At 60.0% G+C, this 21,405-nt stretch carries 20 protein-coding genes; 2 read left to right on the plus strand and 18 right to left on the minus strand.

Going from position 1 to position 21,405, the window contains the following annotated elements; all coding sequences use genetic code 11:
- From AK81_RS19000 to AK81_RS19020, 5 genes are all read right to left on the minus strand, one after another.
- The gene (locus AK81_RS19000) at nt 1–435 is read right to left on the minus strand and encodes a hypothetical protein (protein ID WP_043201349.1); all 435 of its coding nucleotides are present in this window, start codon (nt 433–435) and stop codon (nt 1–3) included.
- Nucleotides 436–561: 126 nt separating this feature from the next.
- Complete coding sequence (locus tag AK81_RS19005) at nt 562–2,382, minus strand: phospholipase effector Tle1 domain-containing protein (protein WP_241496099.1); 1,821 nt, start codon at nt 2,380–2,382, stop codon at nt 562–564.
- A 29-nt stretch (nt 2,383–2,411) separates the two neighbouring features.
- Nucleotides 2,412–2,864: a hypothetical protein gene (locus AK81_RS19010; protein WP_043201353.1), complete on the minus strand. Its 453-nt coding sequence runs from the start codon at nt 2,862–2,864 to the stop codon at nt 2,412–2,414.
- 92 nt (nt 2,865–2,956) lie between these two features.
- On the minus strand, nt 2,957–3,334 hold the full coding sequence (locus AK81_RS19015) for a hypothetical protein (protein WP_043201355.1): 378 nt from the start codon (nt 3,332–3,334) through the stop codon (nt 2,957–2,959).
- Between the two features lie 170 nt (nt 3,335–3,504).
- Nucleotides 3,505–6,387 carry a DotA/TraY family protein gene (locus AK81_RS19020; protein ID WP_241496100.1) on the minus strand — a complete coding sequence of 961 codons (2,883 nt, stop codon included), beginning with the start codon at nt 6,385–6,387 and terminating at the stop codon, nt 3,505–3,507.
- A gap of 1,006 nt (nt 6,388–7,393) precedes the next feature.
- Here AK81_RS19020 and AK81_RS19025 point away from each other — a divergent pair.
- Both AK81_RS19025 and AK81_RS19030 read left to right on the plus strand, forming a co-directional pair.
- Nucleotides 7,394–7,990, plus strand: coding sequence for a hypothetical protein (locus AK81_RS19025; RefSeq protein ID WP_043201358.1), 597 nt, complete (start codon nt 7,394–7,396; stop codon nt 7,988–7,990).
- A 10-nt stretch (nt 7,991–8,000) separates the two neighbouring features.
- Complete coding sequence (locus AK81_RS19030; protein WP_043201360.1) at nt 8,001–8,354, plus strand: hypothetical protein; 354 nt, start codon at nt 8,001–8,003, stop codon at nt 8,352–8,354.
- Nucleotides 8,355–8,448: 94 nt separating this feature from the next.
- Here AK81_RS19030 and AK81_RS19035 read toward each other — a convergent pair whose 3' ends face one another.
- From AK81_RS19035 to AK81_RS19095, 13 genes are all read right to left on the minus strand, one after another.
- Nucleotides 8,449–9,297, minus strand: a complete 849-nt coding sequence (locus AK81_RS19035) for a hypothetical protein (protein WP_043201362.1) — start codon at nt 9,295–9,297, stop codon at nt 8,449–8,451.
- A 36-nt stretch (nt 9,298–9,333) separates the two neighbouring features.
- A complete protein-coding gene (locus AK81_RS19040; protein WP_241496101.1) occupies nt 9,334–9,906 on the minus strand; it encodes a hypothetical protein in 573 nt (190 codons plus the stop codon).
- 5 nt (nt 9,907–9,911) lie between these two features.
- Nucleotides 9,912–10,754 carry a hypothetical protein gene (locus AK81_RS19045; protein ID WP_043201366.1) on the minus strand — a complete coding sequence of 281 codons (843 nt, stop codon included), beginning with the start codon at nt 10,752–10,754 and terminating at the stop codon, nt 9,912–9,914.
- A gap of 248 nt (nt 10,755–11,002) precedes the next feature.
- The gene (locus AK81_RS19050) at nt 11,003–11,797 is read right to left on the minus strand and encodes a hypothetical protein (protein WP_043201368.1); all 795 of its coding nucleotides are present in this window, start codon (nt 11,795–11,797) and stop codon (nt 11,003–11,005) included.
- A 12-nt stretch (nt 11,798–11,809) separates the two neighbouring features.
- Nucleotides 11,810–12,778 (minus strand): hypothetical protein, encoded by a 969-nt coding sequence (locus AK81_RS19055; RefSeq protein ID WP_043201370.1) that lies wholly within the window; start codon nt 12,776–12,778, stop codon nt 11,810–11,812.
- A gap of 134 nt (nt 12,779–12,912) precedes the next feature.
- Nucleotides 12,913–14,199 (minus strand): hypothetical protein, encoded by a 1,287-nt coding sequence (locus AK81_RS19060; RefSeq protein ID WP_043201371.1) that lies wholly within the window; start codon nt 14,197–14,199, stop codon nt 12,913–12,915.
- Nucleotides 14,199–14,417, minus strand: coding sequence for a hypothetical protein (locus AK81_RS19065; RefSeq protein WP_043201373.1), 219 nt, complete (start codon nt 14,415–14,417; stop codon nt 14,199–14,201). Before AK81_RS19065 ends, AK81_RS19060 begins: the two co-directional genes overlap by 1 nt.
- A gap of 103 nt (nt 14,418–14,520) precedes the next feature.
- Nucleotides 14,521–15,720, minus strand: a complete 1,200-nt coding sequence (locus AK81_RS19070) for an ATPase, T2SS/T4P/T4SS family (protein WP_043201374.1) — start codon at nt 15,718–15,720, stop codon at nt 14,521–14,523.
- Complete coding sequence (locus tag AK81_RS19075; protein ID WP_043201376.1) at nt 15,717–16,601, minus strand: type IV secretory system conjugative DNA transfer family protein; 885 nt, start codon at nt 16,599–16,601, stop codon at nt 15,717–15,719. The genes AK81_RS19070 and AK81_RS19075 overlap by 4 nt, the downstream gene beginning before the upstream one ends.
- 23 nt (nt 16,602–16,624) lie before the next feature.
- Nucleotides 16,625–17,125, minus strand: a complete 501-nt coding sequence (locus tag AK81_RS19080; RefSeq protein ID WP_241496102.1) for a DotD/TraH family lipoprotein — start codon at nt 17,123–17,125, stop codon at nt 16,625–16,627.
- Nucleotides 17,126–17,187: 62 nt separating this feature from the next.
- Complete coding sequence (locus AK81_RS19085; protein ID WP_043201379.1) at nt 17,188–17,712, minus strand: transglycosylase SLT domain-containing protein; 525 nt, start codon at nt 17,710–17,712, stop codon at nt 17,188–17,190.
- 2 nt (nt 17,713–17,714) lie between these two features.
- Entirely contained in the window at nt 17,715–18,332 is a 618-nt protein-coding gene (locus tag AK81_RS19090) for a hypothetical protein (RefSeq protein ID WP_043201381.1), read from the minus strand.
- Between the two features lie 117 nt (nt 18,333–18,449).
- A complete protein-coding gene (locus AK81_RS19095) occupies nt 18,450–21,401 on the minus strand; it encodes a TraM recognition domain-containing protein (RefSeq protein WP_043201382.1) in 2,952 nt (983 codons plus the stop codon).
- Between the last annotated feature and the right edge of the window lie 4 nt (nt 21,402–21,405).

A 21,405-nucleotide genomic window follows, 5' to 3' on the forward strand; every position in this document is an offset into this window, starting at 1 on the left:
TCAGTTAGCGCAATACTGCCCAGCCAGTTGATGAATACGGGCAGCGGATTGCTCCTGGGCACTGGCCTGCTCGCAAGCCCACAGCAAGGTTGCCTCATCAGGAGCACCGCCAACCCCGGCAGCCTTCTGTGCCACAAACCACAGCGCACGCATTACGAACAGCGGGTCAGCATTCAGCCGCGGATCCCCGGCTGCCTGCAGGTAACCGACCAGCGCCTGGGTCGCGCTGGCCAAACCCTTGTCTTGACTGAACTGGACCAAGGTACCCAGTGCCTGCGGATTCATTGAAGGATGAATCGTCAGCGGCGTGCAGCGCTCGGAATCGAGCAAATCCCAAAATGTCACGCCGTCCTTGCAGACCATACCCACACGGCGACCACCCGCCATGTCATCAACCTCGATGAAGCCGCCTGGCTGGTATTTGTGGATTTTCATCTTCTAACCCTTACCGATTGACTGGCCGACCCTCGCCGGCAACAGGTGCATTCTAAGCAAGCAGGTTGCAAAAAGCGTTACTGCAGTGTTTGCCATCGCCCGTATTGCGTAACAGCCTTGGCTCACTCAGGGCTCTGGAGCCTCCCAGGTAACGGTTCGCTGCTGCTCGGGCACAACAGGGCAGTCAACCATGGCACGAACCAGTGGCCTGCCATCTGCCCGGGCAATTTCGAATTCGTCCTTCAAGCTACCCTCCGGCCGTTCGACAATCCATTGCGCAACCTGAGTGAGACCATCGCGAATGAACCCCGCCTGCGCACCCGGCGCCACGCCCTGCATGTCTATCGCAACCAGGAATCCGCGCTCACCCGCGAATGTCGGCGCCTCACGCACGGCCTCCAGGCTCCCCACCACGTTGCCATTGGTATCGTGGAGCGCGATCGGTTCATCGATACTCAGCGATCCTCGATTGCCGGTGAAATCACCGGCATCGGCAACAATGCGAGCGGCCTCGTAGCCAAAGCCCAGGTCAGCAAAGGCAGAAGAGCCTTCGGGGTCGACCCGAAGCACTGCATACTTTGCCGACACGCTCGCGCCGGGTAGAGGAACTTCCTTCAGGGCCAGGCGCTGGATATGTTCGACCTCAGGCTTTGAGGCCGCGAGCAATGACGAGAGCTCTGCCACTTGCTTGCGCGACTCGGCAGCAATGGCATCGAAGTCGTCATCGATCAGCGCCATGGTGCTACCCATGCTTTCTGAAGTGTTATCCGGCTCGGACGATGGGGCGCTGACCTTGCCGTCCCACCCAGCCAGCGTCTGCCCCACATGCTTGCCTATTTGCTGGATGAGCGGAGCAGCGAGCGAGCGATCATTTTCGAAGATGACTTTACGACCACCCACGGGATGGTCGAATGGTTTTTGTTGCCATGCCAGAAAACCGGGCGCGCCTTCCCACCCGATAAAATTCCATGTGCCGCTCTCGGCAGGAAACGGTCGGTTATTGATACGGGTGTAAGACCCGTCCTCTTCCCTCTTGAACGCTTCATTACCCTTGAGCAAGCGAGAGTCAATCAAAGCATCCTGCAACCGCTCGGGGTCTTTGATCAACGCATTATATTGCTCGATGCGTTCAAGCTCTTTGGCCGGAAAAGCCCCCAACTCCACGCCTGCTGACTTCAAGCGGTCATACATGAATGCCAGCGGGCCAGCGGCCAGCAAGTCATTCCGATAGCCACCCCCAACCTGCGAATGAGCCCCTGCAAACCTGACCTCTTCGATACGCGAGTTGTCGTCATTGCGCAGCGCGCTGGTCAAAGGGAATGTCGCACGGTATTCATGCATTGCCACCAAGTGCGTGGTGGACCTGACGTTCCTACTGATCTCCAGGTTTTTCCGGACGTGGCTTTCTGTAGTGGGAATACCGTACGAGGCAACCGTGTCAAAAATGGCAAGCTTGTTGATTTCAGCCTGACCAGGCGGGATCAAGTAATCGTCCGTGGCCTTCCACTGGCTGTCGAGCCTGGGCACGCCACGGTCGATCACCTCGTTGGTAAATGCACGGGCCTGCGCCGCCCCTCGACTGAAGCCGATCACATTCAATTCAATATTCAGATCAGGGTTCTTGTTGCAGAACGTGACGAAGGCATCATAAGCCTGCTCGATCCGGTTCTGGCTGCCCCGCCCAGTACCTCGCTCGATCAAGGCGATTGGCGTATTACCCTTCTGGCTCCCCACCCCATCAAGATAAATTTTCTCCGACTGGCCGGTAATGCCGCCAGGGCCATACTTGCCGGGCACAGCGCTGGAGTTGAGGGAAAGGTTGGTGCCGTGTGCGGTGTCGTATTCATAAAGCCTGGCCACATTGGTATGGCCACCGAGCGGCGTGTCCCTGTCCTTGTTGTTATCGGTGCCATCCATGTAGACACTAAAATAAACTGTATTATTCACTTCATATCCCTATGAACAAACTGCCGCCATCAGCCCTGATTCAACTTCAGAATATGCGTCTTTATGGCCTGCCCGGCTGCCTCGACAAGGCTCAGATAGAACGCCTTGCCCAGGCCGAGCAACGGCGATCCCTTCAATGATTCAGCCGTCGCCTTCAGCGTGATGACGCCGAATTGCTCTGCGATGATCTCGATACTGCGCTGGCGCTTCCCAGGCTGGTCATAGGGCTTTTGATACCACGTGGCAATCTGGTACTGGGCGTCCTCTCTTTCGAATGCCGCGTACAAGTGCTGGGCCAGCGCAATAACCGTTTCACGAATCAGCCCAGGGTCGATATCTTGATTTTCCAGCAATGCCTCGAAAGGGGCATTGGCTACCGCCAGAAGATCTCCGATGGTGTAGCCCGCCATCGGTGGAAACACACCAGGCGGCAACTCCACGGCTGGGCCATTCCCTTCATTTGAACTGTCTTCGTCGTGCATAAAAACTCCTTGCGCGAAATGTGGAAAAGCGCTGGCTACCCGCTGGTATTGGCCAATACCTGGCCAGACACCGAACACCATGCTCCGGATACCTACTGCAATCGCAGCACAGCAGCATGGTAGAGCAGGGTCAGATCCCGCCTGGCATTCAGCACTTCACTGTGAAAAACCGCAGATACAAAAGGCGCCACCTTGAAAAAGTCCGGCAGCACCTCCGGAGGGCTGGCATGGATCGGAAAGATCGGGTTGGCCGGTGCAGCCAACTGGAACTGATAACCAAACCCGCCCAACCCGGCGCGCTCGGACAGCGTCTGGGCAATGCACAGCACCGCCACCAGCCCGATCTCCGCCACGTCGTCAGCGTAGAGTTCACCACCATCGTAGATAAACTGCTCACCACGCACGATGGCCTGGTCAGCCAGGCCGGTCAGAAGCCGTCGAAGCTGCTCTTCCAGTTGATTGTCATCCATGCCAAGCCTCCGCCAAGCGATCCGAGTCAGTTATCAAGATACGCACACGATTGCGCGTCACCGTCCAAGACAACCTGGGGCGGGTAAAATTCCGCCAACACTGGCAAATTGCCAGACCATTGTTGCACCCGCTCAGTGCCAAGCCATGTGCGGCATGACCGCGCTGTTGTTCATCGAACTTCGTCATCGCCGTCTTTGCCGCTTGCCGAGTCGCTTCCGGCTGGCAGCGCAGCGTCGTTGAACGGGTGATTCTGGCTCGCTGAATTTTCTGCACCCGCATCAGACGAGGCAGGCTGCTCCTGGGCCTGGTCGCCACCGGCAGGTGGCGCCCCCCCCTTCAGCGAGGCCTTGAACGCGTCGATTCGGGCGTCTGCACCTTCATGGTAGGCCGCCTTGCCTTCCGACATCGCTGTCGAAAAGGCTTGCTTGTACTCGGCGCCGGCGGCGCTTGCAGTAGACGCCAAGCCCGCACCTGCAGTCAGCGCGCCAGCCGATACAGCGCCACGCACCCGGCCACCCAGGGACGCGGACCCAGAGTTGCGCCAAGACTCCACGCCCGACCGCCCCGCAGACAATGCTGCACTGCCCGCGCCCCGCATGGCCCTGCCTGTTGAAGCGGCCCCCCCGGCGATCGCCCGCCCGAGGGCGACGCCCGCCGCGTCGCTGCGTTTCTCGCCGAGCGTACGATTGTCAGTCGACGCAGTCTCACCCTTGGCATCGCTGCCTTGGCTTGCACCGCCCGCGCCTTGACCGTTCGCACTGAGCAGCGGCGTCTTGCCTCCGGGACCACCGCGCGGCCCACCCCCTTTCGGCCCACCGCCCTCGGGGCCACCATCAGGAGAGTTGCCATCCCCAGACGTCAGTTTCTTCTGGCCCCCGCCCAGGCGCATGCCCGAGCCACTACCTTGCACCCTCGACCCCACAGAGGCTACGCCACCGCGCATTTCCGATGTTGCGCTGGTTTCACCCATGCTGCCGAGGCCGCCGCCGATCCACCTCAGCACCTCGTCAGGCAAGGTCTGAGGCAGACCGAAAATCATGTACAGCACAGGCAGAAGTGTCAGGCCGAACACCATGAACCACCAGGCAAAGGTCAGGAACTCGGCAATGACCCCAACGCCACCGCTCGAAGAAACCACCGCCCCCCGCATGGCGAAGAAGCCCTGCGCTATGTAGTCGATCACAGGGTCGGATACCAAGATCGCGGCAAACAGCCCCAGAACGGCCAGTGCCGGGCGAGCGAACAACGACAGCAGCAACAGGTAGCCCTGCGTCTGCGAACCCACGAACGTCCGATCCGGCGTCATGTGCATCACGGCCCATAGCGGGGCAGCAATGATGGATTGCAACACGGCGAGCACCCAACCGACGAACACGATCATGAACAGCGTATAGGGCAAGCTGGGAAGGAATACGCCAAAGTAGAAGGCCAGAGGCTCAATGTAGCTCGCCAGCAGCGCGAGCTGCTTGACTGGCACTTCCATGACCCAGTCCCACAGCGGGATGACAATCTTGTCGAGATCCAGACCGTTACCCAGCGCCTTGACCGATGAAAGAGTACCGGCCAGCACCCGTACCGTCGTCGCAGCACTCTTGATGGCAACATCGGCGAGCAGTATGCCGCCGCGGGCAACGCTGAGATAATCGCCCACGCACTTCATGCGGTTGAGCGAGCCCCCCATCTGCCCTGCCGTGCCACACAGTGGCGTCTGCCCGTTACTGCCCGCCCCCGTGGCAAGCTCGACCACGTTCTGCATCATGCCGTTGACGAACGAGGACATCTTGCTATCCATGTCCGCCCTCAATGACCCTACGTTGATATTGCTGTGTGGGTCCTTGGGGATGAGGCTCGCCAGGTCATCAGCCTTGGCGGCCTTTGCACCGGTGTAATCGTCTTTCTCTTCAGCCTTCTTGTCGATTGCCTCAGTCACAGTGGTGAGGCTGTTGCTGAGCAGCGAGAAACGCGCATCCGAGGGCAGCCCCGCAAGGGATGGCGCACCCACCGAGCCCACCGGTTCGGCAAGCACGTTGGCTATCTGCCCTCGCACCATGCCGACTCGCTGGAACCAGCCTCCAGCCGCAGCCCAGCCATCTTTCGTGAGCGTATCCAGGAAATCCTTCAAGCCACCATCAACGTCGCTCTGGCCGTCAGTGACCTCCTTGACGAGGTTCGTCGCAATCTGGTCTTCCTGCGTCTTGACAATGGTATTGAAGCGGTTTGAATCGACCTTGTCCCAACCGGGATCGTTGATGGTCGCTGGCCATGAGTTGACCCACTTGTCCAGCTCGCCCATCAACTTGCCGGCCGCTTTCACTTTCGCAAGTTGAGTTTGTTCATGCACCTTCTCCAGCGCCTGGGGAATGGGGTCGTCCTTGGCCTGCGCCGCGTAGGTAGACAGCTTCACGGTACCGCAGAACGGCTCACCACCGCCCAGGTTGGTTACCGCATTGCGATCCTTGAGGAAAAACGTGTATTCGGTACGCCCATCGACCAACGTCTGCTTGTCGTAGACCTGCTCGACCTCACCGTTACCCAGGCTTGTGCTCTTGGACTGGACAGCGGGCTGGATACCAGACCCACTGTTGGCGTAGATGGCGTTTGCCGCCCTGGCGCAGTACGAAACAGCTACGTATTGCCGCGCAAAGTCACGCAAGCCATAGAAGTTGCCTGCCTGGTTGACACCTTGAACGATCCCGTCCGATGACAGCACGCCAATCGCCATGCCGGCTTTGTAGGTGCCGTTGGCAAAGCCGATGCCCCAGAGGGCGAACATCAGGACGATCAACTGGATGAAAGAGTAGCCGCTGGTAGTCGGCAGCAATACGGCACCGCCTGCCACGATCCGCACCGGCGTCCACAAGGACGACCAGCTCTTGCCCATTGCCTCCCCGTCGTTGGCCGTGTTGGTTACCCCCATCACTGCCACGTACGAGACGATCAGCGACCCGATGATCAGGATGCCGCTGTTGAAGAAGCTGAACATGGTGGCAAGGATGTTCGCACCGGCTTCCACAGCGTTAGGGTCAGTACCAGCGACCAGGCTATCGATCACTGGCCCGAAAATTCTGCCCAGCATCTGAACCGACTGATCGGAGCAGTTGCTTGGGTCGCTGCACGGTGAAAACGGCATTTGAGCCATTGTGAATACCTACCTGAATCGAGTTGCGGACGGTTGATCTGAATCGTTCGCGACGAATTCCCTTGGAATGCTCCGTCGTCCTTGAAGTGGGCTGCCATCCAACCCGGCAAGCCACAGGGCCCAGGCATGCCTGCGAGCCCAAGCCATGGCGCTACCCCTGCAGCATGGCTGTCAGGATAGCGAAAGCGCGGTAATCTTAAACCAGAAATCGTCTAATTATCAAAATAATGTTATGAAAGAAAACTAACAAGCACTGACGACAGGATGCTAGCTACCTGAAAATACGGATGGCGGTGCCAGACAGGCCAAAAATGTAAAGTCGTGTAAATATTGGCATTTAGCCATCAAACGATGGATAAACTACCGAAATAGCGTGATAACCTTCGCAATCTGCGGAAAACCCCTGCTACGCAGTGGATCATTCTTCAGATACTGCTTTCATAGGTTTTGCAGTCGGTTTTCAGGCGCCAAAAGGACGACATCGCGCGCTTTTTGCCAATTAACGAACTGAATGGCGTTTTTGCGCGACGAGTACAGAAGCCGGGTCGACACATCGCCAAAAACAGACCAAATGGCTGTTTTACGGGCGGTTGAGCCATCCTGGGAGTGACGGCAACGCGGGGATTGCGGTCTTGGACTGGCACCCACTTCGACCGGCTCGGCGGGGATACCTAAAGTAACCAAAAAAACGATGATTTCGGTGCACGCCCAAGAAATGCGAAAGCAAAAATGCTAAGGTCAATCGAGTAGATGAACCCCTAGGGTTCGCAAGGGTTTATCCAGCACGTCAGCGGAGAATCAGTGGATATCCGCATCAGCCTACGCGACGTATGTACGGCGAGCCGCGCAGGGAAGCAGACGATGCTGAATGCCGACTGGTTGGGCGCATTCAGGCCCTGTGAATAAATGATGGACATAGATGCAGTTATCAATACGTGATGCCAGCCAATTCGTGATCGGTGCCGGGTTAATGCGGGAGAGAGCCATAGAGGCCTCGGGCAACCCGGCAATCAGCTTTGAGAACGTAGCGCAAGCGGCGCTGCGCGAGGGCCCTGACGGCCAGAAAGTCCGGCAGACGATCGACACCCTTGCCGAACATGAGTCGGCCTGGCTGCGCAGCACGCCACCCCACACCCTGCGTTCCGACCGGATCATGCAAAGCAGGGCAGCCGAAGCAAACGCTTTCACGGCCATTCATTGCGCCGTGGTCAGTGCCATTGCCTTTGAGGTTGCCACCCCAACCGACAAGACCCATGCAGAGTCCGGCCTGCGCCAGTCACTCACCCGTGCTATCGATGCGATCGACAACACCCCGGGTTCCCGAGCGGATCGTGAAGGGCTGCTGGGCAGCCTGCGAGACCAGGTGGTGTCAGTGGCATCTGACGGCAACTTCATGAAACAAGCGCTGCGCCAGAGCGAACAGGCCTATCTGACTGCCGAGCTGGACAAGACATTCGCCCGCTACGCCAAGCCATCGCTGTCGCGCAGCGAGGACCTCAACGACTACAGCATGTAAGGACGAGACCATGCCGACTGCCCAGGACTTCCAGAGCTTCACAGCCTCCGTATTCCCGTCACAAGCGGCGGAAATCGTCATTGCCAAGCAGCCGGTGCTGGCCGAGTACGGCCAGGAGTTGCGCGGAGCAGTCAATCAGCTTGCGCCGGAGGCTTCACGAGCACTGCTCGCAGAATATGGTGCTGCCTCGCCAACGCTGCTCAACAGCATCGAAGAGTCCATCCTGCAACGCGAGTTCGCCCATGAACATGCGCCTCAGCAGGCGCACCTTAGCCAGAACTGGCTAAACGCCGCCGACGCGCATGCGACCGGTATCGACGAGTCGGCGGCAGCGGCTGACGACATCTGGAATTCGGCGCCGTAATACCCCCGACCCGTATCGCCGGCCTTCAGCTGACCTGAACCCTGGCGATAAAAAGCAGCCGGCCCGGAGGAAGGGCCGGGCACCGCCGCACTGCTTAGCGCGAAGCGCTCTTGTACCCGTGCAAGGCATCCCTGCACGAGAGCGACGATACGGTGAAACGCACCACATACTGCATATAGTCACCAGGCGCGATATTGGCCGGGCGCGCGCCTCGGTCGACGACCGAACTGTAGGCAAGTACGGCATCACACGTTGTCCAGTCGCCAACCTCGGTGTCCAGCTTGGCCGACTGCGCGCGCATCTGCGCAGCAAACCCAGCATCTTCCATGACAACCGGGATGCGCTGAGGTGTGGTAGTCAAAGCCACATGCTGCCCACCCCCCACCCCCATGAAGCCTACGCTGATAGTGATGTTACCGTTGCGATCGACGCGCGGGAGACCACCAAAACGCGTGGCGAACTGCTGCGTGGCCGCCAACTGAGCAAGCGTCTGCCCTTTCAACCCGGCCCAGTACGCATCGGGCGGATTGTCTACATCATAGGCAGGTGCCGCCCTGTCGTACGGCTTACCCGCAAGCTTCAGCGCCACTTGCCGCTGGAAGTAACGGTCACGGCACGCTTCGTTGAGATTGTGATCCAGCTCTTTGCCAGATTTGGCGCTGTACAGCAACGCGGACGCGCAGGTGTAGTCATACTGCCCGTTGAAATAAAGGTACTGCCCATTGCCAAGAGGGCTCTTGGTCGGTACCAGGTCCAGCCCGCGGCTACCTGCCCCACCAGCAACACCGGTTACAAGGCCATTGGGCATCATCGAAGTCAGCGAGCTGACCGCTTCGTCCGAGAACCGTATCTTGGTCGTCCCGTCCGGCATCTGCTCGGTAGTGACACAGCCCGCCATGGCCACGGCGGCCAGCACGGGCAGGATGAGTTTACACTTGGTCATGCACGTATCCTTACTTGAAAAGTCTGCTTGAGCGCATCAGAAGAACCGCCCCATGTCTTGCTGCTGCACCTTCGCCTGGCGGGTCTCGCGCAGCTGGCGCACCACGTCACCCGGGCGCATCTCGACAGGTTCGCCACACGGCTGGCCCACCTCGACCACGTAGCCGTCACGGACCGACACCTGCACGAGCTGGACGAAACGGGCAGCGGCCATCAGCACACGTTTTTCACCCTCGTCGACGAAAATGCCCAGCGCCAGCGGTGGCATGCGCGTATCCATGAAGTTCACGCCCTCGACCGACAGATACAGCCGGTCAGAGACGTAGGCAGCCTCGAAAGGCATGCACGAAGCCCAGGCAGCCTCGAATGGCTGGACACCCACATACAAGGTGTCGCCCTCCAGGGCAAAGCTGAAACGCCCACTTTGCATGGGCGAGAGCAGTATCACACGGTCGTGTTCAGGATGGCGCAGCACTTCGTCCCGCTTGAAGTTCGCCGTCCAGCGCAGAAAATTGGCATACGCCACCACCTGCCTGGCCGCCCGCGCTACACGGGCCCGCTCCTCTGCACTTATTGCCGGCCCGACGTCCTTATGGCCCTGGATCCCCATGTAAATCAGTCCTCGTGCTTTTTGCGTTTTTCCAGCATTCCGAAGAAGTCATCCAGAATCTTGTTCAGCATCTTCTGCGGCGTATGGCCAAAATTCTTGGCGTGCTCCGACACCCGCTCATGGTTGTCATTGCGCAAGGTGTAGGAGTTGGACGGGTCCTTCTTGCGGTTGCGGAACGAAATCAGCCCGGAACGCCGCGCCATCGACATCATGCGCTCGTAATCCGTGTGCGAAATGTTGAATTTCTTGCGGATATCAACCTTGGTCAGGCGCTCGTCCGCCTTCATCAACCGCACCGACTCCACCATCAGGTTATGCAACTGGTTCAGCCGCACCAGGTGGTTGAACCCGCTGTCGATCTGCCCCCGCTCCACAGCCCCACGATCGGTGTCCGGACGCGCCAGGCCACTGGAGAGGTTCTTCAATACGACCTCATCGGACAAGTCGAGCGGGTTTCGGTTCTTTTTGGTTTCCTTGAAATCTGGTGATTCGCCGCTCAGGTAGTACACCGAGCCTTGCTTGGCGATTTCCACTTCCAGGAATGAACAGGCAACCATGAAGATGTCTTCGGTACACAGCTTGCGCGACACACCCTGGTGAATAGCCTCGCGACTAAGCGGCTCGTCGGCAGCGCGCATGGCGGCCTGGGTATGCTTGGCCCGCTGGATGTCCTGGACCATATTGAAATACGACTTCAAAGGCAGCACCTTGTCGGACAGGTTGACCAACGGATGCAACTCTTTGACGGTGTCGGCCAGTACATCTGGCGAGGGGACCAGCAGCGACCTCAGGCCCTGGGCAAGGGACAACAACTTGGCCCCGTCTTTAACTTCATTCGCTGGTCGCATATACGTACCTAAGATTTCCAATCCAAAATAGTCTTAAAGTGCCTGCGCAGGCATAAACACTCCGCTCAAGCAGAACAGCAGCGCCAGGCTTCGGGGGCCGGCCCGCTCTCATTCTCCAATCCTGGAAAAGATCCTCCTTCGGCACCGCAAGGCAGCATTCGGGCGACGCGAGAGGGTTCCCCGCCATTCTACGCGCCCGCAAACCAGCGAAAGGCATACCCCATCCGTGAAGCAGGAAGCAATGGCAATCATTGCGGCGCCAGGCACCCAATGTCACCGCCCTGACCTGGATCAAGCCCCATGGACTGCAGGGTCTGCTTGGTCAGTTCCACCTGCGCCTTGATCGACTCTGGGTCGTTCGCCATCTGCTGCGCGACTGCATTTTCAATCGGCGACTGGGAGGAAGCAAGATGAGACAGGGTCGCCATCACCGCAATTACCACTAAAGGCGGAACCAGCCAGGCCATTGCGGTCTTGCGCCGGCGTGACCTGGCCTGGCGCTCGGCATTGCTTGCGGCCTGCTCGCGCAGGGCCTTGCGCGAAGGCTGTGGCGCTGCGCCCTGGTACTGCGGAGCAGTCAACGGACCCGGGCGCACAACCTCTGCAGGCACAGCCGCCCTTTCAGCCTCTTCACGCTGGAAGTAGTCGTTCAGCGCCTCGTTCAGGCATTCCGAAAGGGCCTGGCGCACCTTGTAGGCAACCAGCGCAGGCTCGATATGAGTAAGCGCACCCTTGCGGTCTGCCTCAGCATGGAACACCAGCTGCAGGGCCGCCAGCTGGTGACTGGCCTGCACCCCGGCATCGTCCTCGATCGCCAGGCTGACGCTGCCGCTGAGGACCCGCCGATGGCCATCGTCTTCAGCCACGTCGAAACCGGCCACTACCAGCGACATCTGCTGGAAGGCCCTGGCAATACGCACGGTACGGGCCGCGCGCTGTGCATCATTGGGGCTTTGGCTGTCGAACACCACCAACAGGTGCTCCCCCGATCCGAAGATGCGGATACTGGGGTCGAACTCGAAGTTCGGCGCTTTGGCTTTCATGTACTTTGCTCCTTAAAGTTTTCCAAAGATGTCTTCAAGCACGACCGCCTGTGAAAGGCCGGTCATCATCCTTGGCTTCCCTGTACGGTGATCGATGAAAAATGCAGCCGGCACACCCACCTGTTCCTTGCCGTTGTGTTCGAATGCGGCAAACAGAAACGCCAGGTTGGTGCTTAGCTGCTCGACGGTTTCCGGCGATGGCTCGGAACGGACCTGTTCATGCTTGCCCAGCACCCGCGCCAGCATCTTCTGGTCCTTGGCCTGCAGGATGGTAGCGGCCAGTGGTACGCCATCTGCCGGATTGCCCAGCGCCGCGGACGGGATCCACTTGATCGAGTGACCCTTCGCTGCGTATGCCCTTGTCAGGTTGTAGGCTTCGCGGCAGTACGGGCAACGCGGGTCGATGATGATGTAAACGGTATCGCCGATACCGCCCTTGCCTTCCTTGATGCCTGCCAGGGAGTCGACGGTTTTCATCGACTCCGGGATCGCGCCCTTGAAGCTGCCGTCCATGGCTGCGGCTTCGCGCACATTCGGCAGTCCAACGGCCGACATCTGCGGCGCAGCTGGCACGGCCGCGACCGGGGCAGCAGCAGGCGGCGCGACGACGGCCTGGGCGACGCCAGGCAGGAAGGCATCGGAGATATTGCTGCCCGTTTCGGCATTCCAGGCCACGCCGGTGAACAGCACCGCAGAATCCGGGGTACTGAAAAGCACCACCTGGTGGCCGTTCTTTTCCACAGTCCAGGCGGTCAGCCCACCGAGGCCGACCGGCCGGGCGCTGACAATACGCCCATAGCGCGATACCCGCTGCGCGGTCAGGTCATCGAGCTCCTGCTGGCCAGGGTTTACCTGTGCAGTGCCTTGAGCGGTGATGAAGGCAGAGAGGTCCGCCGATTGTGCCGGGGCGGCATGGGCGACTGAAACCCCCGCCGCAAGCGCCGCCAGCATGGCGACAGGTCTTGCAATCACACCTTTCATGGCTCGATGTCCTTATTAATAATCCAATACGACCGTATTCTAACAAAAAAGCAAAAAAAGGCACCAAAAAAACAAAAAAAGGCCATCTTAATAGATGGCCCTTTGCTTCTACTTAAACCCTCAAGGCTGGCGCTTCAGGCAGCACCCTCATCGAGCGCTGCGCCTTGTGCCTCGGCATACCTGTCCTGCTGCATGGCCTCATAGCGTTTCTTGTCCGCCTCGGAATACTTGTAAGCCGACATCGCCAGCTCAAGACCGTTGACCGCCTTGTCCAGCTGCGGCTCCGCCAGCGATACACCCGCTTTGCACTCGTACAGGAAATGCGACAGGATGCCCGGCGCTTCCGGGAACCCGGCCTGGCGCCCGATCGTCTGCAGGGCATACCACATTTCACGATCGAAGAAACGCAGCCAGCGCATTTCTGCGGGTGGCAGTACACCCAGGCGGCGCGCCTGGAAGTACATGGCAAAGATGATGGTGCGCACGAATGCGTGCGCGTGCAGGATCGCACTGGCATTAGGATGCTTGATGTACTTCTGGATGATTGCCCGAGGCACTTCCAGCGGCACTTCGGGCTTCAGCCAGGCAAAAGCTTCGCCCCGCTGCTCGGCCTTGTCGTCAGGTGCCTTGAACTGGTCCCAACACCAGGCAACCATGTAGTCGCTGTCGGCCATTGCGGCCTTGAAAGCATTGTCATCCAGCGCCGTATCGGTGGCGACCACCCGAGGCAAAGCTATCGCTACCAGCAGGGTTTCTGCCGGCGTCAGGTTGGCAACCCGGGTCCAGTGCTGGCCCAGCTGGCGACGCATCACCTCGGTGGTTTTCTCGCGGTCCAGGGTTGGCGCCCAGCTGCGATCCGATTGCTCCTGCCAACCACTGATCAGCAAGTGCCGGTAGGCAAACTGGCGAGAGGTCTGCGACATGCCGAACAACGGGTGGTCCAGCGGCTGGGCGATCAGGTCGAGTTCGGCGAACATGCGCAGGTGCGGGTACTGCGCCTTGTTCTCTTGCACAAAGCTTTTGATATTGTGCGTTTTGGTAAACCTGAGCTTGGGGTGGGTCTTGTTGATACGCAGGAACATGCGCACCGACAGGATCACAATCAGCAGCAGGAAAAAACCGTTCATGAACAGCGACGACGAAGTGATTTCACCCCACGCCACGCTCGAAAAATCTCGCTGACAGGCACCAATAATGCCATCCGGCGCACACATGCGCCCGACCCACTGGTTGATCGAGGCGATTCCAGGCAGCGCGGCGAAGTCACCCAGCACACTCGGCAACCACAACTCCACGTAGCGAATGTAGGTGTACGCCTTGGCAATCTTGTCATGAGCGAAGTACCAGGCACCCCACCCCCCGAGGTAAAGCACCGCCATGATCCCGAGCAAAATGGCGGGGTCATCCCAGGGAAAGCCCACTACCTGGCCAGTTCCTTGAGCAAATTGTGCGTGGTACGCACTCGCCCCACCATGAACACTGCGGCTCGGCGGCAAACCGCCCGCACGGTCATTTTCTTCACCACCTCGATGTAGACCAGGGCCAACGTCATGCACAGGGCCAGCGGCAGCAGAAACTTCCACAGCGCCGGCACCAGCAGCAACATCAACCATGGCAAGGCGGCGCTTGCGTTGATCACAAAAAAACGTGCGGGTGGAGCGCATCTGCTCCAGTGATACCGTCCTGTTGCCATAACTTCTCCGTAAATTCGTTGCAGTCAGCATTGGCGGGCAGCCTGCGCCTCAGCCGTGGCGCAGATCGCGGGCAGTCGCCTCGCTGATCAGGCCCGCGGCCAGCAGGCGATCTGCCTCGGCAGCAAAGGTATGCCCTTCTTCACGCACAAACTCGGCAACCCGCTGGGTTACCCGGCCCATATCGGTCAGGTCCATCAAGGTGTCGCGCACCTGCTCGGTAAACCTCAGCCACGATCGCGCAGCGGTACGCTTGCCATCCACCGTAGGCACCAGCTTCTGCGCCATCATGAAACGGCTGGTATCGACGAGGTCGTAGATGGCGGTGGCACGCTCCTGCTCGGGAAAGCGGGAAATCATCCGGCGCATGATCGCCGCCACATCCTTGGCGTGCACCGTGCCGAACACCGGGTGCCCGGTCAGCGACAGTTCCACCGCCGCGCGAATGGTCTCCTGGTCGCGCAACTCACCGATCACGCACAAGCCAGGCGCACGCCGCATGGCCTCGCGGTTTGCCCGGTAGAAGTCTTTGAAGTGCGTGGGAATCTGCGACTGCACAAAGATCGAATGCTTGCTCTGGACCTTGTCGTAGGTGAACTCGATCGGTTCTTCATGGCTGATCAGGTTACCCTTGATCGGCGTGTCGTTTTCCAGGATGAAACGGTTGATGGCGGCAAACGTGGTGGTCTTGCCATGGCCCGTAGCCCCGGCCACATAGACGATGCCATCACGCGGCGTGGCCATTCTGACGATGTCCTCGCTCAGGCCGACGTCCTGGATACGTGGCGGATCATCGGGAATGGCCCGGATGACAATCTGACAGGACGTATCGCCATGGCAGGCGATGGGCGAAGCGTTTACCCGGTAGGCATAACGCAGGCGCGCACCGCGGGCATCCTTGCGCTGCGGGTCGAACAACTCGTAGCGCTCGTTGACCGCCGTGCCGGAGACGATATCAGTGGTGGCGGTGTCCCGGTTGGCCGCCATCTTCAACAGTTCGTTGACTTCCCCGACATCGAGCGTACGGCGGGTGACCGCATACAACCGCCCGTACTTCTTCACCACCACCGGCAATGCGGGCTGGATGAAGATATCGCTGACGCCATGGGTCAGGGTTTCCAGCATCATTGCCTTGAACTGCTCGGCGCGGTCGAAGCGAAACGGGTCTTCGTAACTGGTCAGGCGCTCCAGGCGCTCGATCATCGCACCCGGCTCCAGCATCATCACGTCGTCGTGGAAGTCCTGCTTCATTCCCGCCCGCCTTCAGCGCCCGCCGGCTGTCCGGCTGCCGCCGGCAATGGCGCCGGGCTGCCAGCGCGGGTTACCGGCGCACGGTGTGGCGGGTTGGCAATGGTCGAGGTGGCGATCGAACTGCGCCAGACGTTCATGTTGTCGTTGAACTCGGGCAAGGCAGTGATGCGCAGCAGGGTTTCGTCCACCGCCATCGACCGCCCTTCCCGGGTAACAGGGATAGCCGCACCAGAAATGATCGGCATGGTGACCTGGCCGTGGCGGGCAAACTCACTGAAACGGCGCATACCATCGATATCGCGGTTCATCCGGTCGAAGCCGTAGGTCAGCATCAGGTTGGCCTGCTCGACACCTTGTTGCCAGCCCTCACGCACGGCCAGTTTCCACACCCGCTCTTCCTCGTCGGAACGCGGCACCAGTGCCGAAACCAGCGAGGTGCGATCGAAGGTGGGCAGCGGGAAACTCAGGTATTCGCGCCAGCTGGGCGGCACGGACGAAAACCGTGCCTGCGATTCGATCTTGTAGGCGGCCCCGGAAAGGCGCAGCGTGTAGTCACCCTCCTGGTTGTACAGGTGGCGCGCTTCGGTGATCACCGGCGGCACCACGCGGTCCTGAATCATCAGGCTGCTGAAGTCATAGACCGTATCGAACTCGCGCTCGCGCACCTTCAGTGCCTTGTTTATGTTGGTGAGCTGCCAGGCCAGGCCAGCCTTTACACCGACCTGCAGCGCGGCATCGAGAATGGCTTCGCCACGGGCTGCCGATGCCTGGTTTTTCTCATCGCGCATGGCCTCGACAGCAGACTTGGCGTCACCGGTGTCGCCCTGCTGCTGAACGTAGGCAGGCTTGTCATAGAGGCGCTCGGCGTCCTCTAGGGTCATCGGAGGCATGTCCATTGCCATGTTCAGCCCCTCCCCAACGCCAATGGTACCGGCTTGTAGATCAGGCGCAGGGTGTTGGTGCTCTTGTCGAGCACCACATCGGCCCCGGTGTCGATCTGCGCGCCCACATCCTTGAGGACGTCGATCGGAGTGGCCTTGCGCACCCACACGTTGATGGGTTTGAGGTCCACACGCTTGCCGCTTTCGACATAGGCATAGCCGTAGCGGCTGGCAAAGGTCTGCAGCAGCTCCTGGGGCTTGCCGATGAAATCGATATCCACCTGGTCGGTATCGACCGCAGCCTGGCGGGAAGCGGCTTTCACACGGTCAGCGCTCAACCGCGATACGTAGTTGTGCTGAGAGTTGACCGCCACCGACACCTTGTCGGCGATGATCCGGCTGGCAAACGCCTCGGTGTCGTCGGTAGTCGGCTTGGCCGAGCTGGCACACCCGCCCAGCGCAACCAGTGCCAGCAGCACGCCCCCAGCCTTGCAGCAGCGTGCACCCATGAGCATTCCTTTCATGTAAAAACTCCTGAAGTTGTCATTCTGATCGACCCTGCGCAGGGGCAGCCTACGGCGGCCTGTTACTGGTAGCTGACCACCAGCCGGTCATGGCGCTGCCGTTCAAGGTATTTGCCCCATTTCACCGCGAGCGGGATCAGGTCTTTCTTGTAGATGTCGTTGAATTTGCGGGTGCGGGAGTGGTAGTTGGCAGCACGGGTCCAGAAGTCCTGACCATTGTTCTCGGCAAGCTTCTGACGCAGCAGCCAGGCCGCCAGCTCGGCGTTGTAGCATCCACGCCAGGCGACATCGGATTTGGTAATGGCCGGGTACGAGGCGAACACGCCTTTCGGCCCCCAATGGGTGGTATTGATCTGGAAGTGGCCAAGGTCGAAGGTGCCATTGCGGTTCGACACGCTTTGGCCGTTCTTGCCGCTTTCCTTGCTGGAAATGGCCAACAGCACATTGGCCGGCACACCCTGGCGCTGCGCGGCCTGCACCACGCAGTCGATATCAGCCGGCCGCACGGCATAGAAGTCATCGGCCAATGCCTGCATGGCGCAGCACATCAGGGCGATGAACAGCCACTGAGGCCGTTTGCGCGTCATGCTCAAATGATCCATTTCTGATGCTGGAACCAGAACCAGAATGCGCCCTCGACAAACAGCTGCCCGGTCGACACCTGCCAGCTGCGATAGGACTTCTTCATGCCGAATACCCAGAGCGCGAAGCCGATCGACAACCAGTTGAGGGCAACCAGGACGCCCGCGCCGGTCGCCAGCATGTAGACGAACCCCGCAATCGCAACAGCGCTGGCAATGAAGAACGCCCTGGAGTGCAAGCGGTGGTTACGGGCAATCCGGTCGATCTCGTCACGTTCGATGGTGGTCAGCTGCGCCTTGACCCGCTCGTTGCGGTAACGCGCGGCATGCTCCTTGACCTTCTTGGCGTCATCTTCTTCAAGCAAGGCGAAGTCGCAGTTGTTGCAACCCCAGCTGTGCAGCACACGCATCTTGCCTTTGGGCCCCTGCTCGAACTCCTGGTGGTCACCTTCTGCCTTGAGCAGCACACCCCGCTCGCAGTCGGGGCAAGCGGGGCTGAAGTTGGAACGCCAGAGTGCCTTGATGTGCTGGTTGCCCATGCGCAGCTGATTCACGCCCAAGGCCGCCATCGGCATGGTGATGAACGCGAATTTCGCAGCTTTCTTCCCTGAACTGAACAACCCCATGGCCTCATCCTAGCATGCAAAAATTCTGGTTTCTGATTATCTGTCAGATATCTATCGTCGTCAATTTATGACATCAAATAGAATCGCCCGCCGACAGACGGCCCTCGCGCCCGCTGCCTACTCGCTCGGCTGTTCCTTCATCATCAAGCGGCACTGGGCCTGCAGGTTACTTAACCGCTCTCGCATGCCGGCCACATCCTGAGCATCGGGTTCAGGGGTTACGCTGTAGTCCGTTTGCCGGGCAATCTCTGCGCAGGTTTGCTCGATCCGCTCTTGTGCGGCCCACTTGTCCGACAGCGATGCAAAGCCTTCGCCGCTGGCCATCACCTGCATGTCGAGCATCTGCTGCGGCAAGGCCATGGCCAGCTCACGCGCCCATTCATCGTCCACCACCTGCTCGTCTACCGGTGCAATGGCGGGGGGCACGGGCGTCACTGGCAAAAGGTCCGCAACGGCCAGGATGCTTGCCTGGATTGCCTCCGGGCTCATGGGGTCAACGTGCGGCGCGGGCACAGGAGCCGTGGGAACAACTGGCGCAACTGGCACCTCGGTAGGGGCCTGCGGCACCGGTTTTTCTACCCGTGGTGCGACTGGAGCCGGCTTCTTCAGGTCGCCGGACAAATACGCCCCGAGCACCCCGAACGAGGTGTCCAACCGGCCCAGCAGAGGCCGGTCCGGGTCTGCATAATTGTGTTCAAACGCACTGTGCATGCGGGCAAAGGTCGGATCACCCTTCACCACCGCCCGCACCCGCCTGGTGAACGAGCCATCTTTCAGGCTGTCGATAAATGCCTGGCGCGACTGCCTGTTTTGCGGCAGGTCCGACGGCTCGGGCGGCTCGACCGGAATGAAATCATTGATGCGCATTTCTTTCGGTGCCGGGCCGGCCGTGTAGAAGCCCATGCCCCGGATAAGGGCCACCCCACCGGTTTTGCCATTCTGCGATTTCTTGCCGACCAGGAAGGTGAACTCGCCGTTTTCCTGCATGGCGACGTCGTCGTAGTTCAGCCGGCTGCGCTGCTCGATGGCGATGTTGTCCGACTGCCGCAGCTTTTCGTTACCCGCGGTACGTTCGAAGTTGCCCAGCATGGCCTGCGAAGACTCAGAAGCCGCACCCTGCACACGCCGCCAGGTTTCCGATTCGGTGCCCGAGGTCAGGCGGCCGACGGCGCGGATATTGGTGTTTTCCCAAGTAGCATCCGCCTCTTCGGCGCTGGATTTCTTCAGCGAGGAAAAGTCCTGCGCGGCAAAGGTGACGCTGAACCCCAAGCTACGCGCCTGAGCAGGCGCCACTGCAAAGCCAACCACCGCGTAGTAGCCGTATTCGTCCAGGATGGTATAGAACGGGAACTTCGAGCCGGTCGGGCGGCTGTCGATGATTTCGCGCACCACCCCCTCCACGCGGTTACCCAGGCAACCGGCCATCATCTGCTTGATGCTGCCGACGATCATCTTGCCAAGCATGCGCATGCTGTCCGGTGCACGCTCCAGCGCCGGCAGCAGCACCACCAGCAAGCGGCGGTTGATCACCACATCGTAGAAGTCCACGTCACCGACGCGGGTCTTGAAGATGTGCCCGTAGTTGAAGGTCAGGTCGTTGAAGATCCGCCCCAGCTGCATGACGATGTAGCCGTGTTGTTCCAGAGTCTTGGTTTCCTGCTGCTTGAACTTGGCCTTCTGGTAGCCCGGCAGCGTCAGCAGGTACGAGCGCAGCGGGGCCACGATCACGTCGAACATCTCGCCGTATTTGCCGCCGTGCTCCCACACCAGGTCTTCGATCACGTTCAGCTCGAAGTACTCCAGGTACTTCTCGGGCGACAAGTTGATGTGGCCCTTGTCACGCAGGTAGGTCAGCGGCCGCGTCAGCGCGGCCACGAACATGATCGCCCGCCCCTTCCACATGTCGCCGCCACCGCCCGAATCATCCATCAGCGACACGATCAGCTCGATCAACATGCCCGACGAGGTGTTCCCCATCATGTTCATGTTGTTGGTCACCTTGTCGACCTGCTTCTCCACGAAGTCGCGGCCGGACGTGATGAAGTTGATGATCAGCAGGTCATCTTCGCGCCCCAGGTAGCGAGACAGGCGGAAGATCTCCTTCTGCAGCTTGGGGTCGCCCTTGCCGTCTACGTAGATGAAGCCGGTATTTTGCACCAGGGCGTTGAACACGATGCCGAGCAACAGCTCGGTGTTGTGGGTAACCAGGCTGTCGTCGGTGATGTACAGGTGGTGCGGGTGATCGATCTCGATGCACTGGCAAGGCGCCTGGCCGGCAGCAGTCACTTTCCACACCTCGGCCCAGCCATTGAACTTGGCCGAGCCGCGCTTCTTGCGCACCTTGGGCAGCATCACCACCATGCCGCGCGCCATCAGCTCGCGGATGGCATCGGTGGTCACGGTGTGGGCCTCTTCGCTGCCATCCTGCCCGCGGGTAAGCACCCGCCACAGGTGGTCACCCGTGGCTTGCGCCCGGCGCCCGTCACGCGTGGCCAAGGTCCAGATCGGCTGGATACCCTGCTCGATCACCCGCAGCACTGCAGCCTGCTTGCCATCGGGCGTGCACACGCTGTCGCCGACCCGGATGCGGCCCATTTCCACCCAGCCGCCCGGCGTCAGCACCTTGGCATGCTTGGGCTGCGGCTTACCGGAGCCCGTGGTGCCCAGCACCAGCTGGTGGGTGCGCAGGTCACTGTCGCCGGCGTAGATCTGCTCTTTGCTCTCCAGGTCATTGCCGAACAGCGTCACGCCCTCGCCTTTCTTCTTGCCCTTGTACGAGCCGTCATTGACGTCTGCCAACTTGGGTACCCGGTAAGGGAAATCGAAGGCACGGTTTTCTACATCGACGAACTTGCGCTTGAACGCCCAGGCCAGCAGCAACAGCAGCTCACCGGAAAAGGGCACCTTGATCGAAATCAGCGCCAGGACCGGCAGCGCGAACGTGCCGAATACTGCGCCGTCAGCAGACTGGAAAAAATCACTGAAGCGCTGCCCGGCCAGGCGCGTGTCTTTGCGCCGCCGGCTGGTGCTGACTTCATGCTGACGGGATGCGCCCTTGTACTGAGCCATCTGT

Origin of the sequence: Pseudomonas putida W15Oct28 (assembly GCF_000708715.2) — a bacterium.
Taxonomy (GTDB): Bacteria; Pseudomonadota; Gammaproteobacteria; order Pseudomonadales; family Pseudomonadaceae; genus Aquipseudomonas; species Aquipseudomonas putida_R.

Bases quoted from the DNA above. Each gene is read 5' to 3' on its own strand.
- AK81_RS19000 (WP_043201349.1), bottom strand. From the start codon at position 435: ATGAAAATCCACAAATACCAGCCAGGCGGCTTCATCGAGGTTGATGAC.
- AK81_RS19010 (WP_043201353.1), bottom strand. From the start codon at position 2,864: ATGCACGACGAAGACAGTTCAAATGAAGGGAATGGCCCAGCCGTGGAG.
- AK81_RS19015 (WP_043201355.1), bottom strand. From the start codon at position 3,334: ATGGATGACAATCAACTGGAAGAGCAGCTTCGACGGCTTCTGACCGGC.
- AK81_RS19025 (WP_043201358.1), top strand. From the start codon at position 7,394: ATGCAGTTATCAATACGTGATGCCAGCCAATTCGTGATCGGTGCCGGG.
- AK81_RS19030 (WP_043201360.1), top strand. From the start codon at position 8,001: ATGCCGACTGCCCAGGACTTCCAGAGCTTCACAGCCTCCGTATTCCCG.
- AK81_RS19035 (WP_043201362.1), bottom strand. From the start codon at position 9,297: ATGACCAAGTGTAAACTCATCCTGCCCGTGCTGGCCGCCGTGGCCATG.
- AK81_RS19040 (WP_241496101.1), bottom strand. From the start codon at position 9,906: ATGGGGATCCAGGGCCATAAGGACGTCGGGCCGGCAATAAGTGCAGAG.
- AK81_RS19045 (WP_043201366.1), bottom strand. From the start codon at position 10,754: ATGCGACCAGCGAATGAAGTTAAAGACGGGGCCAAGTTGTTGTCCCTT.
- AK81_RS19050 (WP_043201368.1), bottom strand. From the start codon at position 11,797: ATGAAAGCCAAAGCGCCGAACTTCGAGTTCGACCCCAGTATCCGCATC.
- AK81_RS19055 (WP_043201370.1), bottom strand. From the start codon at position 12,778: ATGAAAGGTGTGATTGCAAGACCTGTCGCCATGCTGGCGGCGCTTGCG.
- AK81_RS19070 (WP_043201374.1), bottom strand. From the start codon at position 15,720: ATGAAGCAGGACTTCCACGACGACGTGATGATGCTGGAGCCGGGTGCG.
- AK81_RS19075 (WP_043201376.1), bottom strand. From the start codon at position 16,601: ATGACCCTAGAGGACGCCGAGCGCCTCTATGACAAGCCTGCCTACGTT.
- AK81_RS19080 (WP_241496102.1), bottom strand. From the start codon at position 17,125: ATGAAAGGAATGCTCATGGGTGCACGCTGCTGCAAGGCTGGGGGCGTG.
- AK81_RS19085 (WP_043201379.1), bottom strand. From the start codon at position 17,712: ATGACGCGCAAACGGCCTCAGTGGCTGTTCATCGCCCTGATGTGCTGC.
- AK81_RS19090 (WP_043201381.1), bottom strand. From the start codon at position 18,332: ATGGGGTTGTTCAGTTCAGGGAAGAAAGCTGCGAAATTCGCGTTCATC.
- AK81_RS19095 (WP_043201382.1), bottom strand. From the start codon at position 21,401: ATGGCTCAGTACAAGGGCGCATCCCGTCAGCATGAAGTCAGCACCAGC.